Source organism: Cohnella suwonensis (assembly GCF_042655365.1).
Lineage (GTDB): Bacteria > Bacillota > Bacilli > Paenibacillales > Paenibacillaceae > Cohnella > Cohnella suwonensis.
In genome coordinates, this window is the sequence record NZ_JBHSMH010000021.1 from 75,842 (window position 1) to 91,284 (window position 15,443).

Here is a 15,443-nt window from a genome sequence, read left to right on the forward strand (position 1 = left end):
ATGCCGTTCCGCATGTTGAATTTGCTGTCCGATCGTAAGCGATTTCTTGATGTGAGGTCACCTTCCATGGGTTTATGCAGCTTGTACCCCATATATCGGATGCCTGATGCCGCCGGATGAGAGCCGGAGCCAAGAAAAGTACACTTTCGTGTAATAGGAATTTTAGGAGTTTTCTTTAAAATTGGAGTAGAGAACGTGTCAAATTTTGTCGGAAAGAGAAAGAAATCGACGAGAATGGAAAGGGGAAAACGATGAAACGAAAACTGCTTAGCTCATCGGACAAGAAAATAGCATTGGGGGTCTTGCTCGCTGTTGTTGTCGTAATACAACTAATGATCGGCAATAACAGGGCTTTGGCAGCATCCGGTTGGTCGATGGTGGATGGCGGAGGTACGAGCGGGTTGAATGCGGATCCTTCATGGAGCGCATATTCCTCCAGTCTGATCGTCTTCGACAATGCTTTATATGCCGCGTGGTTGGAAAATAACGGAAACGGAAATCAGGTTCAAGTAAAAAAATACGACGGAACGGTGTGGACAAGTACAGGCGGCGGATTGAATGTAGATTCGACGAAAAATGCGACAATGCCCAATCTGTCTGTGTTCAAAAACTCTTTGTATGTTGCCTGGTCAGAATTTAACGGAACCGCGTATCAAGTTCGGATCAAGAAATATGACGGAACGAGTTGGACAAGCGCGGACGGCGGCAGCGGGCTGAATGCGGATTCTTCAAAAAAAGCAGAAAATCTCAACCTGGCTGTCTTCAACAATGATTTATATGCGGCTTGGAATGAAACCAATGGAACCGTCAATCAAATTCGGGTCAAGAAATACGACGGGACGAGTTGGACAAGCGCGGACGGCGGCAGCGGATTAAACGCGGATTCTTCGAAAAATGCTTTAGATGTCAAACAGTTCGTATTCAACAACGCTTTATATGCGGTGTGGCGTGAACATAACGGCACTATCTATCAAATTCGGGTCAAGAAGTATGACGGCGCAAGCTGGACAAATGCAGACGGAGGCAGCGCATTGAATGTGGTTTCTGCAAACGGCGCACAAAATCCAACTTTGATCGTATATAACAATGCCCTGCATGCGGCGTGGGAAGAACATAATGGGGCATCCTTCCAAATTCGGGTTAAGAAATACGACGGCACGAGTTGGACAAGCGCGGATGGAGGCGGGACGAGCGGGTTGAATGTGGATTCTTCCATAGCGGCCTCTTCTCCTAATCTGGCCGTATTCAACAACGCTTTATATGCGGCGTGGTATGAAAATAACGGTTCCGCCGATCAAATTCGGGTCAAAAAATACGATGGTACGAGTTGGACTAGTGCAGACGGGAACGGTATAAGCGGATTGAATCTAAGTTCTTCCCAATATGCAACTTTCCCCAATCTGTACGCATTCAACAACGCTTTATTTGCGGTATGGTCGGAACAAAACGGAAACGCCTATCAGCTTAGAGCGGCCATGTTGCCGGGGTCGACGGCAGCCGACGAGACGAACAATAGTGTCAGCGCCAGTCCGGCGAGCGTTGAGGCAGGCGGTTCGGTGACGTTGACGGCGGCGGGAGATCGGCAGTCGGCGATCGGAGCGGTGAGCGGGGACGAGAGGTATATTCCGGCAAGCTGGACTTCGACGGAGAGCGGGAAAACGGGAACGTACAGCTTGAACGGAAGCAATTACGAGTCGACTTATACGACGACGGTTGCGGGAAGCTACACGGTGACAGTGACGTTCACGAAGCAAACGTGGAACGGCAGCGTTTGGACGGATACATCGATAACGGATGAGAAGACAGCCGGCGTCAATGTTAAGAAGCCTATTGTAAAAGGCGACGGAAATGGAGACGGGGTGCTCAGTCCGGCAGACGCGCTGATGATCAGCAAATACGTAAAAGGCAAAATGACGTTGACGGATGAGCAGAAGCAGGCGCTGGACATGGACGCCGACGGGGATGTCGACGCCGCGGACGCGAAGCTTATTCTGGAAATTTACTCAGGAAAGTAAGGGGGGGTAAAGGTGAACCGTATTTTTACAAAAATTTTCCTTGTCCTGGCAATTTCGATGGCGGCGGGAAGCGTGCCGGGATTCTTTGACCCGGGAGCAGGCAAAGCCTTTGCGGAATCGGCGCATACGATTGAAGCCGGAAGCTTGCCGGGAGTACCGGGGAATTTCGTTGAGGTTCCGGTCTATGTGACGCCGGGAAATTCAATTTGGCAGTATCAAATTATCGTAGACTACGATTCTTACGTGTTGGAGCCGGATGGCGGGGACAGTTCGGTCATAGATGAAGCGAATGCCGATCATTTCACCGGCGATACATCAAGCGATAGTAGCATTAAGGTGACAGCTTCCAATTTCGGGGATTCCGGTTTCATAGACGAAAAACAGAAAGTATTTACGATTCGTTTCAAAATTAAAGATGTTGCTGCGCCCGGGGACTCGGTAATCGGTTTGTCCGGTACGGTCACAGAAGATACGTTGCCGATAACGGCTACGGCATTGTCTGGAAAAGTAACGATAACGGAGCGCGCCAAGGTTACGGTAGCTATTGGCAGCGTTGCCGGACAATCGGGTTCGACGGTGGAAGTTCCGGTAACCGTAACCAGCGCGACGGCAGGCATCGGGTCCTACGGGATTCGGATCGATTTTGATAAGGATGCGCTGGAGGTTAGTGGAATCGAACAGGGGTCCGGCGGCGACCTGTTTGTTTCGAACTACAGCAATACGGACGGAAAGCTGCTGGCGGCATGGGCGGACGCAAATGGCGGAGATAGTCCTATTGAAACGGCAGAGAAGCTGTTTGCCGTGACCTTTAAGATTAAAGATACGGCAACAATGGGCGTTAAAAGTCTCACTGTACAAACAGGCTCAATACAGAATTTTACGGTCACGGACGCATCGGCCTTTGAAATGGAAAAGACGCTTATTCCCGGAAAGGTAACAGTTGAGGTTATTCCCGCTAACTTGACCGCAATCCCCGGAGACAGCCAAGTCTCCTTGAACTGGAACAGTGTTGCCGGCGCGACCTACTACAACATTTATATGGGAACGCAATCCGGCGAATACGGTGATGCTCCAGCGGCAACGGCTTCCGGTACGACTTATGACATAACCGGACTGACAAACGGCACTGCCTATTATTTCGCTGTTAAGGCTGGCAACGAGGGAGGAGAAAGCGCGTTTTCCAATGAAGCGAGCGCAACCCCGCAGGCGGATGTAGAACCTAATCTTACCCTGGTCAGCATTGCCAGCGATAATACGAACTCTGTTTACGCAAAGACAGGAGACACAGCGACGCTGAAGTTTAAGACGAATGTTAGTCTAAACAGCCTGCCAACGGCAACAATCGCGGGCCAGACGGTAAACGTCGTAACGAGCGGAGACGGATACGAGGCTTCGTATACGTTTGCGGGAGACGAGACCGAGGGGATCGTCGCCTTTACGATTGACATCGGAAACGATCAAGCTGCGGAAACGACGGATGGCAGCAGCGTGATCTTCGATAAAACGGCGCCGACAGGCAGCTTGAGCTTGAACGGCGGAGCGGCTTCGACAAACACGGCACCCGTTACTCTCACAATCAATAGCAGCGATGGCACAGGTTCGGGAAGCGTCAAGATGCGTTTCTCGAATGACAACGCATCCTGGAGCGCTTGGGAATCGGCGGCGAGTACGAAAGCGTGGACGCTTGCTTCCGGCAACGGCGCGAAAACGGTATACATGCAACTGATGGACGCGGCGGGCAACACGACTTCCACCGCTATTGCCGACACGATTGAGCTGCGTGTTTCCACGTCGGACAACGACAATAACAGCACAGGAACTACTTTGCCGACAAGAGAAGTGATTACAGTAGATGTTGAGAACAGCGGATCGGATGAAGGCGGAGGTGTCTCGAAAGTTGTCATCAACCGCACAACGGACGCGAACGGACAGAAAAAGGACGAAGTGATGTTCACTCCCGAGCAGGCGGCCCAAACGGTGGAGCAGCTAGCGGCTGCCGGTTCATCTTCCGCGAAGATCGTCATTCTCGATCCGAAGGACGAAGTGGCGGAACTGGACTTGACCGTGCCGAAGGCGTCGACGGAGCTTCTGGCAAACGGAAACGTGAACTTGGAGTTTTACACCAATAACGCGCGGATTGAAATTCCGAGCGCGTCCCTGCAAGGGCTCACGGACGATCTGTATTTCCGGGTCGTGCCGATCAAGAAGGAAGACGAGCGTAAAGAAGTGGAGCAGAGGGCCAAGACGGAGCAGGTCGTACGCGAGGCGGCGGGCAGCGACAACGTCGAAGTGGTCGGCCGTCCGATGACGATCGAGACGAACATGCAGAGCCGCCGCGTCGAGCTTGTGCTGCCGCTGGGAACGACGTCCTTCAGCGAAGCGCAACTGCAGGATATGGGCATTTTCATTGAGCACAGCGATGGAACGAAAGAGCTGGTCAAAGGTGAAATCGTTCCTTACGACAATACCGGAAAGCTTGGCATCAAGTTTACGGTCAACAAGTTCAGCACGTTTACGATCGTGCATATGGAAGGCTGGCAGCAATCGCTGGCGGATGACGGCATGCACAAGGCCTATATCATGGGTTTCCGTGACGGTACGTTCAAGCCGGAAAAGGAGATCACCCGCGCGGAAATGGCGGCAATGCTGGCACGGATCTTTGATACGGATACTAGGCTGACCGTCAAAGCCTATACGGACGTAGCTGCAGCCTATTGGGCCAAGGACGCGATCGACATGGTTACGGCCATGGGCCTGATGAAGGGCTACACGGACGGCAGCTTCAAGCCGGAGCAGAAAATCGCCCGCGCAGAGATGGCTACCATCCTTTCACGGTTGCTTGAGAACGCGCAAGGCAGCGGCAAAGGCTTCACGGATACCGCGGGCCATTGGGCGCAGGCGGCAATCGAGGAAGCGCAGTCAGCGGGCATCGTCAGCGGATATGCGGACGGCAAGTTCCGTCCGGACCAAAGTTTGACGCGCTCCGAAGCCGTCACGATGCTTAACAAGCTGTTGGGCAGAGGTCCGTTGACAGGGGCTGAGCCGAAATGGAACGACGTTCCGGAGAAGCATTGGGCGTATGGCGCGATTCAGGAAGCTTCGATCGACCATTCGTTTGAGAAGAATGAGGGCGTCGGGGAAAAATACGTTCCCGGACCGTAATCCAGCAAGAGAGACAGAAAAGCCTCAAAGATCATTTGATCTTTGAGGCTTTTTCGTTGCGCGACACTAATGATGTTAAAACAAGGCGTTAGCCCATTTTCTTGGACCTTCGCACCACGGGAAAACCCCTTTCATATGATAAAGTTGACTGTATCCCTATACCTTGTAATCACACATTCCCGGGCAAGGAGGGGTGACAAACGTTGAAAGGCAGCGACCACAAGAGCAAATTCCTACTCACCAATCGGGAACGCGAAGTCTTCGAACTGCTCGTGCAGGACAAGACGACCCGCGACATTGCGCAGCAGTTGTTTATCAGCGAGAAAACGGTCCGCAACCACATCTCGAATGTGATGCAAAAGCTGAATGTCAAAGGTCGTTCGCAAGCGGTTGTCGAGCTTATTAAGCTCGGGGAGCTAAAGATCTAAAGCAGCAGTCGCAAGTTCATTGCCGCTTCATCGCTGGCGCAAGCCTTCTTTTTCGCTACCGAATCGGGGCGAGGGGGAAGGCTTTTTGATTTGTAAGCGTAAAATAGCTTCCATCTGATTACCAGGTGGGGCTATTTTACGCTAACAGTGGATATGAGGTTGAAGTTTCACATAGATAGCAAAAAACAAGCGATGTTTAATATCAGGGCATCGCTTGTTTCATAAAATCAATCCCAAGTATCCCGTCAAAACCGTATGGCTCTTGTATAGATCCGAGTTGGACAGGAAAATCGTTCAAAGCAACATGTTCAATTTGAAGCTCAGGGATCATCTGCTCATAGCAATTTTCACTTGTTCCCCTACTCCATACATTCGCTTTGCTCTGCCATTGATGAAATCAATGTAAATGCCAATCTGAGTAGGCAATCCATTTTGGAGTTGTATCTTCATGGGCGCTGCCGCACGCCTGAGAAGAACTCTTCAACAACCTCTACATCGCTTCGACTGGTATGGAAAACGTACAGTTCACGTGACGGATGCAGCTTGTGAAAATGCTTGTACCCGCTCCACGCTTCTTGCGGATTGTCGTAATTCTGTATAACCGCCATATCCTCCAACTGACGCACACGGTTATTGGAGCTTGCTTTTATCGCCTCCACTAATACAAAACGACTTGGATGCAATGCGGTTATTTCTCCCCATTTCATCGGCTCCACCTCGCTTGGTTTTCTTTGTTTGTATTATATCATAAACGTTAAAAGAGCAATGGATGTGGGGCAATGACTTTATTTGATCGATAAAATTCTCCATTTTCAAAATTTGATGGGGACGGGTCACCAAGGTTATTTTCACGTTCAAGGTTTATTGCGGGATATTCTTTCTCACGGAGGCGACGGCTGCAATTAGGAGAAAAGGGATTAAGTAAGCAAAGGTGGCCCATAACGGATGAATGACCGCGACGGAATTAATCCAAGGGGTTTGTCCTTTTTCAAGCTGCATCATTGAAAATAGAAAACCGGTCAACGAAAGCGGGAAAACCAGGATACGGTCGTCCTTGAGGTTAAACAATTTCGTAAACGTTAAATTGAGCACGAATAGAGTAATGGACGCCTTCATAAAAGAAGCCATAATCAAGGAGATTCCGACAAGGGATTCGATCCGTTGAATGACTTCAAGCAGATCGACGGTTCGAGCGACCTCGAACATCGAATACTGCCGTTCTCCTGCCAATGGCCCGAACACCAATATCGTGCTCACCGTCACTGCCACTAAAAAAATTCCGTTTATCAATAAAGCCAAATACATGCCCTTCGACAGATTGGCTAGTTTTTCCTTGCGTACGTAAGGGAGAAGCATGGCCATAAGCACAAGCTCGACGTAGGGGAAGCCATATGAGAAATAGGTGCCGAGCACAATCGGTTTGATACCGTCCGGCATAATGGGCAGGAGATGCTCTACTTGATAATGGGGGATGGATAAAACCAGTATGACGATGATGGAAAGAAGGACGCTGATGATTGGAATGACGAACATTCGGGCCATCGTTTCGATTCCTGACCGAACCGTAAGTGCGACAACAAAAAAGACGAGCAATAAAAAAAGAAATAGCGGGGTTTGCCGCATCATGGAGGTCGTCATGAATAACCCGATATCCAGGACGATTCCGGATGCCATGTGGAATTGAAAGGAAATAAAGGGTATGGCGAGAAGAACTGTAATAAAACTTCCAACCGTAGCTTTGCTGTATTCGATGAAAGTCAATTCGGGAAATTTCCGGTACAAATACAATAAGCAGGCTAGAAGGATCATACCGATGGATATGGAAAGGAGCAGGGAAATCCATGCTCCGTTTTTGGCGTATCCGATTAACGGTCCGGGGATGTTTACGATAGAAGAACCCGTCATGAAACAAAAGAACAAGATGGACATTTGCCCGGAGCTGATCTGCTCTCGTGCTTTCATTTCAAGCCCCCCCTTGCTGCGGATTAGGATGGAACCGTCAATAATTTAACGATGCGCCCGGCGGTCGTTCCCAAGAGAAAACTGGCGGCATCTTCAATAAAGGGCCATTTCAGGTCCAATGCATAATCGATACCTAGGTAAAGCGAGAGCAGCAGCATGGCCGCGTAAGCAACGATCCCGCGGCCGCCCAGCTTTTTCAGCTTCTGTTTGTCCGCGATCCAAATGGCCGCGTAAATCAGGATCAGTAATATCATCTTTCCCAAGCGTCAGCCACCTCTATTTTTTAATGGCGGTCTTAGGTATGGAAGTTCCGCTATTGGTGATTTTGACCTTGACATCAATATCGAATTGAGCGCGGGCAAATCGGTCATCCCAGTCCGGTTTCCATTGTTTCCACAAATGCGGATTTTTAATGTACACTTTGTTGCCTAATCCGACTGCGTCGAATTTTTTTTGTTTTAACCAATCGATCGTTTCCTCGATTTGCCCTTTTATCGTCTCTTCAACATTTCTCGTAAACTTCTTTTGATCTTCTATTGTCATGATATCGGAGCAGGCTAGTTCGATTAGAGCGAGCTCTAACTTGATCCTTACGCGAACCTTCAGTAAATCCTCCGTGAGGATTGTAGGCTGCAATTTGCCTTGGAATTTGATGATCTCCACGACTTCCGTCTTCTTGGAGTTATTTGTGGGTCCCGGGCAAGGAATATCGATCATCCCGCTTTGATATTCGCCCAATAGCATTTGCAAGTTTTCCGTCATCTTCGGTTCCATTCGGCCGACAAGCTTCCCTTTCTTGATCAGCGCCGTTCCGGCTACGTTCGTGACAGTCGGCGGATCGTCGGTAAAGTAAAGATAAGGAACTAGGGCGTTGCCGACTTCGCTCTTCAACTGTATACCAAGCTTCAATAGGTCGGTAAAGATGGCTTTTCCGCTGCTTGACGAAGCCGATTGGGCACTTTGAAATAATTGCTGGCTTGTCGTATTTTCGATAAGCGGTTCGATTTTCAAATACTGATCGGCTTTTCCCTTCGCAATCAGTAAAGAAATCGTAAGCCGAGGCTCATGATCCCGATAAAAGAAATGCAGAACATCATATATTTCCTGTTCACGGGCCAGCTTTTCTCCGATAATAATGAGTCGGATATGACTCCATTGGGCTTTGCGACCGAGATTGATGGGAATATCGCGAATGGCTCTGGAAACCGTATCATTCTCGGTCGTAACATTCATGTAAGCTGTGTCGGCTGCTTTGGCGCCTATCGCGCTGACTCCTTGGGATGGCCTGTATATTTGCGTAGTCAATAAAATTTTTCCTTCGTCGGTTTTATCTATCGCGATTCCCATGACGAATCCTTTCTCCGGAAGCTCTGCCCGATCCCAGCATCCCGTCAATACGAATAGCGCCGATAAGCTTATGCATATCCATATCCGTCTGTTCATGATCATTGTTCTCTCCCAAGCAAACTCATGTTGTCTTATTTCGATGTCTTGCGCATATGGCGATTCCGCGGCGAACGCATTAATACACCAAGCGGCGCGCGAACGAATACATCCTTCAACTGCCGCGGAATAAACGGACCTATCGAGTTTAGATAGGGCTGGCCTAAGGAACGCAAATTCGCCAAATGGAGCCAGATGAGCAGGAAAGCGATCATAATACCGAAAATGCCCAAAAAAGCGGCGAAAATCATAAGAGGAAACCGTAAAATACGCAGTCCGATGGCGAAGTTGTACTGGGGGATGGCAAAGGACGCGATGCCGGTCAAGGAGACGATGATCACCATGATCGGCGACGCGATGCCGGCGCTGATGGCCGCTTCTCCGATCACGAGCGCTCCGACGATGCTCACCGCGGAACCGACCGGACGCGGCAGCCGAATGCCGGCCTCGCGAAGCAGCTCAAAGAAAAATTCCATGATCAAAGCTTCGATGACGGCGGGGAACGGAATGCCTTCCCGGGAGTTGATGATGGCCAGCAGGAGAACGGTCGGAATTAATTCCGGGTGATAAGTGGAAAAAGCGATATATATGCTCGGCAACGCGATGGCAATCATTAAGGCGAACAGTCTTATTATTCGGATAAGGCTCGAGATAACGGTTCTTTGATAGTAATCCTCGCTGGATTGCAGCAATTCCACCAACAGGCCGGGACAGATTAAGACTGACCCGGTTCCTTCGACCATTACGACGATTTTCCCATCCAACAACGATGCTGCGGCGACATCGGTTCTTTCCGTGTAACGGTATTGGGGAAACGGAGAGTACACGGAATCTTCGATGATTTCTTCAATATACGAAGTTTCCAATACCTCTTCGTTCTTAAGCCTGGTTATTCTCCTTTGAAACTCGGCTAACATTTCGGGATTGACCTTTCCCTCCAAATAACAGTAAGCGACCTTTGTTTTCGTTTCTCCTCCCGTTGCAATCGTTTCGATTTTAAGATTCGGGGATTTTATGCGTCCCCGCAGCATTCCCAGATTTTTCGACAGATTTTCAACGGTACCCTCACGGGGGCCTTGAACGACCGGTTCGGTAGTCGATTCGGTGACTTGTCTCGTTTCAAGGCCAATGGCCTTGTAACCGAGCGCTTTGTTCCAATGGTCGATGAAAATGACGATATGTCCGTCAAGCACTCTGTTGACCGCATCGTTGAAATCATCGATTAGGATGGCAGAGTGGTCGGATGCGCCTTTGTTATTGAAAAATAAAATGACATCCTCCGGGGTAACCGTCGTCCCCGGCCCAATCGGGTGCGGGACCAGGTCTTGAAGAGAATCCTTAAAGTAGTTGTGTTCTTTTTTTTGAATGAGAGCATCGGTATAAATGGAGAAGGCGTTGTATTTATAATCGGGACCGTAATGCCAGGGAAGGATGACAACGTCGCTGCAACGTTCGAACGTCGTCTTCATCCGCTGCAGGTTAACCGACATACGGGAAGAAATCGGCGAATTGCCGCTCGCGTCGGCAATGTTCTTCTCCGCTTGATTGCCTGCGATCTTCCCGCGGTAATGGCGTTTGACAAGCCATTTGATTATGTTCATCGCTATCACCCTTTCCCGATGTTGGTATTATTACCAAAATCTCGAGAGTAATTCCGGGGATAGATTCGGTTGTCCGAGCGTTGTGGGCGATCACCCAATTGCGATCCGGTGAATAACCTGTAGCAATCCATATCGATGGAGGATAAATTGTTCGGTTAAGAAAGTCTTTTCATCAAGTAGTCCGCCGTCCGAATCGCAAGCGCGACCGTCGATAACGTCGGATTGGATGCGCCCATCGAAGGCAGGACGCTGTTATCCGCGATATAAAGTCCGGCTACTCCGTGAATTTGCCCATAACGGTCCGTGGCCGAAGTAAGCGGATCGTCGCCCATCCGGCAAGTGCCGATTTCGTGATTATCCGCTCCCGGCGGCATCAAACAAATCGCGAGCGAACCGTCGATCTCGGCAAGCTGCAATTGCATCGCGGCGGAAGCTTGCTGAATCCCGGCATACATCTGAAGCAAAGTCTCTTCATCCTTCGCGCTATAGGAGAAGCTGACTTGCAGTTCCGGCATCCCGTAGACATCCAACTTGCTCGGATCGACATAGACTTTGTTCTCGTAACGCGATTCCACCTTGCCGGATGCGCCGTAGAAGCTGATATTCCAATTATCTTTAACGGGTTTCTTGTCGTAAGAGTAATCGAAATATTGTTCCGGTCCTTGAAGTTGCAAGCGGTAGGGACGATCCGCAAGCTCCGGTACGACGATGCCGAGCGCTCCCAACGGTTCGGGGAAACCTTTGGTGTCCAGACTTGCCGTGGCGATCAAGTACGAGTGATTGCTCAGATAGTGGCCTATCGCTCTTCCCGGAATGTTCGAGTTCAGTAATATTCGCGGGGTTTGTAATGCGCTTGCGGATAATACGACGTTTTTCGCTTTGATGAGGTAAGACTTCTTATCCGGGGTCATCACCCGAACGCCCGTTGCTTTCGCGCCTTCCGTAACGACTTCCGCGACATAGGCATTAACGGCCAAGTCGAAGGGTCGCCAGCTAAGCGCTCTCGCCATGAACAGAATGGAACTGAAAAAGACGTTAGAGTTAAGCCTGCCGTAGCGGGTCTGATCCAGATCGGCTGCAATCGGAATATCGTCCGCATTCAAATATCCGTTTTCCCGAAGACGTTCTAGAAGGATCTGCGTAATGGAAGAATTCTTCGTGTACGTATTGGTTACGTTCATGACTTCCTCGGCGATGTTGTAATAAAGCTCCATTTCCCGAATCGGAACCGGCCAAGTCGCGAGCTCGAAATCGGGAATGCGGGGAGAGATCGCTCCCCACAACAGGGTTCTTCCGCCTAAAGCGTATACCAGCTTCATGCCGGAATATTCCGGGAGTCTGTTCCCGATGAGATCGGTGATTTGCGGCGGCGCATACAGTCTGAAGCTGTCTCCGTTTATCGTCGCTACGTTCGCGATATGGGTGGGCAAGAAGACGGGCCCTCTTTCCACGATTCCGATTTTCTTTCCGTTATCTTTCCATTGCTCGCATAATCGCCAGAGCGCCGCTCCTCCCCCTGCGCCGGAACCGACGATAAGCACATCGTATTCGGTTTTGGCCATCTGCTCTAAGGAAGCGAGAGGAATCCAATTCGGAAGAAATTCGGACTCGGGTACCGGCGGGCAGAATGGGGCGACGACCCGGTATCCGGTCGGTCGATCGGGCTCGGAAGGCATATTGACGTGTTTGCCCGCGATGATGACATAAGGGCTGGAAATGTGGGGATTTAAGCTTATCAATTGTTCCAATCCGATTCGATATTTATATGAAATCGTGAAAAGCGTGTCCATTCGGGCGGCAACATAGATTTTCAATAGGATCACTTCCTTTTTTATAAAAATATATGCCTCGGACGCCCATGATCATGACGTAAAGGAGCTACAAGACAATGAGTAAACCTATCCGCGTGACGGTTTGGAATGAATACGTTCACGAAAGAACGAATCCGCAAATCGCCGCCGTTTACCCGCGGGGAATTCACGAAGCGATTGCCGCCGGAATCGGGCCTTACGGATTCCACATCCGAACCGCCACGTTGGATCAACCGGAGCACGGACTGACGACGGAGGTGCTTGACCATACGGACGTCCTGATCTGGTGGGGGCATTTGGTTCACGGGCAGGTGTCCGACGAGATCGTCGATAGAATCCAGGCAAGGGTGCTGCGAGGAATGGGACTCGTCGTTCTGCATGCCGGACATCGCTCGAAAATATTCCAAAAGCTGATGGGGACGACCTGCGATCTGAAATGGCGGGAAGACGCCGAAAGGGAAAGAATTTGGATCGTCGACCCCTCGCATCCCATTACCGAAGGACTACCCGAGTATTTCGAGGTGGAGCCGGAGGAAATGTACGGAGAGTTTTTCGAAATCCCCGCTCCGGACGATCTCGTATTTATCAGTTGGTTTCAAGGAGGCGAAGTGTTCCGCAGCGGGTGCGCGTATGAACGGGGACTCGGTAAAATCTTCTACTTCCGGCCAGGGCATGAAGCCTATCCTACGTACTATAACCAGTTTGTGCTGCGGGTTATCGCGAACGCCGTTCGCTGGGCGGCGACTCCCCATGGTCCGGAGCCGGTGTTCGGAAATACGGCGCCTTTGGAGACGTTTGCTCATTCGCCGAATCCTTTGCCGACTCCTTTGCCCAATAAATCCGCCTCATGCTCGATCGCCAAACAATTTTTCGGTAAAACTCCCGACGGTCAAGCCGTTTACCTCTATACGCTCACGAACAAAAACGGCATGCAAGCCTCCATCATGACATACGGCGGCATTATGACAGCCCTCAAAGTACCGGATCGGGAAGGGAAACTCGAGGATATCGTTCTGGGTTATCCTACGCTGGAGCAATATTTGCAATCCGGCAATAAGCCTTACTTCGGGGCGGTTCTCGGACGGTATGCGAATCGAATCGCCAACGGCCGGTTCACGTTGGACGGCGTGACTTATCGACTGTCCGTTAACGAAGGCTCCAACACGCTGCACGGCGGTATTCGGGGATTCGACAAGAGGGTGTGGGAAGCGGAGGAAACGTGCGGAGAAGACGGAGCAGGGCTCATTCTGAGATATAGGAGCAGAGACGGCGAAGAGGGGTTCCCGGGCAACGTCGCGGTGAGAATGGCGTACACCCTTACGAACGACAATGAGCTCGGAGTGGACTTTGCGGCCGCCGCCGACAAGAAGACGGTGTTGAACCTGTCGCAGCATAACTATTACAACCTGGCCGGAGCGGGAAACGGGGATATTCTCGGGCATATTTTAACGATCAACGCGGATCGGTTTACTCCGGTTCGTCCGGACCTTATTCCTACGGGGCAATTGCAAAGCGTCGAAGGCACGCCGCTCGACTTTCGCCATCCGACGTCCATCGGTTCCCGGATCCGTTCGGACGATCCGCAGATGCGGTATGCGGGGAACGGCTTTGATTTCAACTATGCGCTGAACCGGACCGGGCATCCTATGGCTCATGCGGCCAGCGTGTATGAACCGAAGTCTGGACGCATGATGGAAGTATATACGACACAGCCGGGCATCCAACTGTACACGGGGAACAAGCTGGATGGGAGCGATGTTGGCAAAGACGGCATTAGGTATCCCCAATATGGGGGTCTTAGCCTTGAGACTCAACATTTTCCGGATTCCCCGAACCAACCCCGTTTTCCGAGCACGGAGTTGAATCCCGGTCAGATTTACAGGCAGTCTACCCTCTATAAGTTTTCCGCCCGATGAGGAATTCGTCACGCGGATTGCGTCTTCCGCTGTTTGATTTTCCCCACGACAAGCAATAGCAAAGGCAGGCCGAGCATGTTAACGGGAAGCGCGATCGGCACCCAGTAATTAAGCAAATAATTGGCGGTCGCTTCTACCGCGTTTTTGGGGAGCATGGCAAAGGCCAGCATCACCGGAGCGATAAACCAGATTAACGCCTTCCAATTCCGAATCCGCAAAAATTGGGCCGTTCCGTAACTGGAGACAAATAAATAGATGGCCAATTTGATGAAAACGCTGGATACCCATATAACGATGGTTAGCGGATCGAAATTTTCAAGAAAACCGAACAGAGATATCTTTCTCGTCATCTCGAAAAAGGGGTACCACATGTTGGAGGACAGATTGACCCCGACCGTGGCAACGGCCATCAGCGTGGAGAGGAGCACGGCGAAAGATGCGACAATGACAGCCCAGAAGGCATACGGACTCCCCTTATGCGGCTGCTGGAGAAACGCCGCGAGCATAAGATATTCAACCGAGTGTCCAAGATAGGATGCGGGAGCTAGGGAGCCTTTAATAATACTTGTTATCCCGCTGTCCGCATAAACCGGCAACAGATTTCTCAAATCGATATTCTTGGCGCTTGCGGCCAGAACGAGCAAGACCATCAATAGAATAATCGGCCCCAAAATCTCACAGCAGCGGGCAATCCCTTCGATCCCTCCCGCATAGGTCGCATAGACGATCAGCAGGATCAAGATGATCATGATCGCTAGCTTTGGCGTATTTCCAAGGAGCATGATCGAAACCAAATCGTTGAATTGGCGGAGAACAATCGGGATGATCGTATACCACTGAATCATGTAGATGACGATAACGATGCTGCCAAACCCTTTGCCCAGAATTTCTTGACTGAATTGAACCAACGTCTGACCCGGGTGAAGAGGCGCTAGCTTCGTTACGAACAAAGTGACCAGCAGCACGATACATCCCGCAACGAGCATGGAAATCCATACGTCTTGTTTGGCGGCTTGCAAGCTGGGCGTGAGCGTCATGATCAACGTCATGCCCAAATCCATGATGGCGATCATCCAGAACACTTGAAGTCCGGTCACTTTCATCG

Annotated in this window: 10 protein-coding genes and 2 pseudogenes; 5 read left to right on the forward strand and 7 right to left on the reverse strand. The window is 50.6% G+C overall.

All coding sequences use genetic code 11. The features are described 5' to 3' along the window. The first annotated feature begins 251 nt into the window (after nt 1–251). The 3 genes from ACFPPD_RS09015 to ACFPPD_RS09025 all read left to right on the forward strand — a co-directional run bounded on the left by ACFPPD_RS09015 (nt 252) and on the right by ACFPPD_RS09025 (nt 5,605). Entirely contained in the window at nt 252–2,015 is a 1,764-nt protein-coding gene (locus ACFPPD_RS09015; protein WP_209749604.1) for a dockerin type I domain-containing protein, read from the forward strand. Nucleotides 2,016–2,027: 12 nt separating this feature from the next. Continuing rightward, the gene (locus ACFPPD_RS09020; protein WP_209749603.1) at nt 2,028–5,177 is read left to right on the forward strand and encodes an S-layer homology domain-containing protein; all 3,150 of its coding nucleotides are present in this window, start codon (nt 2,028–2,030) and stop codon (nt 5,175–5,177) included. A 203-nt stretch (nt 5,178–5,380) separates the two neighbouring features. Continuing rightward, the gene (locus tag ACFPPD_RS09025) at nt 5,381–5,605 is read left to right on the forward strand and encodes a helix-turn-helix domain-containing protein (RefSeq protein WP_019422432.1); all 225 of its coding nucleotides are present in this window, start codon (nt 5,381–5,383) and stop codon (nt 5,603–5,605) included. A gap of 446 nt (nt 5,606–6,051) precedes the next feature. Here the strand turns inward: ACFPPD_RS09025 and ACFPPD_RS09030 are convergent, their stop codons facing one another. From ACFPPD_RS09030 to ACFPPD_RS09055, 6 genes are all read right to left on the reverse strand, one after another. Next, complete coding sequence (locus ACFPPD_RS09030; RefSeq protein ID WP_209749602.1) at nt 6,052–6,312, reverse strand: hypothetical protein; 261 nt, start codon at nt 6,310–6,312, stop codon at nt 6,052–6,054. 154 nt (nt 6,313–6,466) lie between these two features. Further along, a complete protein-coding gene (locus tag ACFPPD_RS09035; protein ID WP_209749601.1) occupies nt 6,467–7,567 on the reverse strand; it encodes a GerAB/ArcD/ProY family transporter in 1,101 nt (366 codons plus the stop codon). A gap of 23 nt (nt 7,568–7,590) precedes the next feature. Next, on the reverse strand, nt 7,591–7,830 hold the full coding sequence (locus tag ACFPPD_RS09040) for a hypothetical protein (RefSeq protein WP_209749600.1): 240 nt from the start codon (nt 7,828–7,830) through the stop codon (nt 7,591–7,593). 13 nt (nt 7,831–7,843) lie between these two features. After that, complete coding sequence (locus tag ACFPPD_RS09045; protein WP_378081930.1) at nt 7,844–9,016, reverse strand: Ger(x)C family spore germination protein; 1,173 nt, start codon at nt 9,014–9,016, stop codon at nt 7,844–7,846. A gap of 29 nt (nt 9,017–9,045) precedes the next feature. Then, on the reverse strand, nt 9,046–10,500 hold the full coding sequence (locus tag ACFPPD_RS09050; protein WP_378081962.1) for a spore germination protein: 1,455 nt from the start codon (nt 10,498–10,500) through the stop codon (nt 9,046–9,048). A 266-nt stretch (nt 10,501–10,766) separates the two neighbouring features. Next, nucleotides 10,767–12,434, reverse strand: a complete 1,668-nt coding sequence (locus ACFPPD_RS09055) for a GMC oxidoreductase (protein ID WP_378081931.1) — start codon at nt 12,432–12,434, stop codon at nt 10,767–10,769. Between the two features lie 65 nt (nt 12,435–12,499). Here ACFPPD_RS09055 and ACFPPD_RS09060 point away from each other — a divergent pair. Together ACFPPD_RS09060 and ACFPPD_RS09065 are read left to right on the forward strand one after the other, a co-directional pair. Beyond that, a pseudogene (locus tag ACFPPD_RS09060) lies at nt 12,500–13,213 on the forward strand (ThuA domain-containing protein); the annotation flags it as partial. 93 nt (nt 13,214–13,306) lie between these two features. Next, nucleotides 13,307–14,338 (forward strand): annotated as a pseudogene (locus tag ACFPPD_RS09065) (aldose epimerase family protein); the annotation flags it as partial. An 8-nt stretch (nt 14,339–14,346) separates the two neighbouring features. On the opposite strand, the gene ACFPPD_RS09070 reads toward ACFPPD_RS09065, so the two are convergent. Beyond that, on the reverse strand, nt 14,347–15,441 hold the full coding sequence (locus ACFPPD_RS09070) for a GerAB/ArcD/ProY family transporter (RefSeq protein ID WP_378081934.1): 1,095 nt from the start codon (nt 15,439–15,441) through the stop codon (nt 14,347–14,349). Nucleotides 15,442–15,443 lie beyond the last annotated feature (2 nt).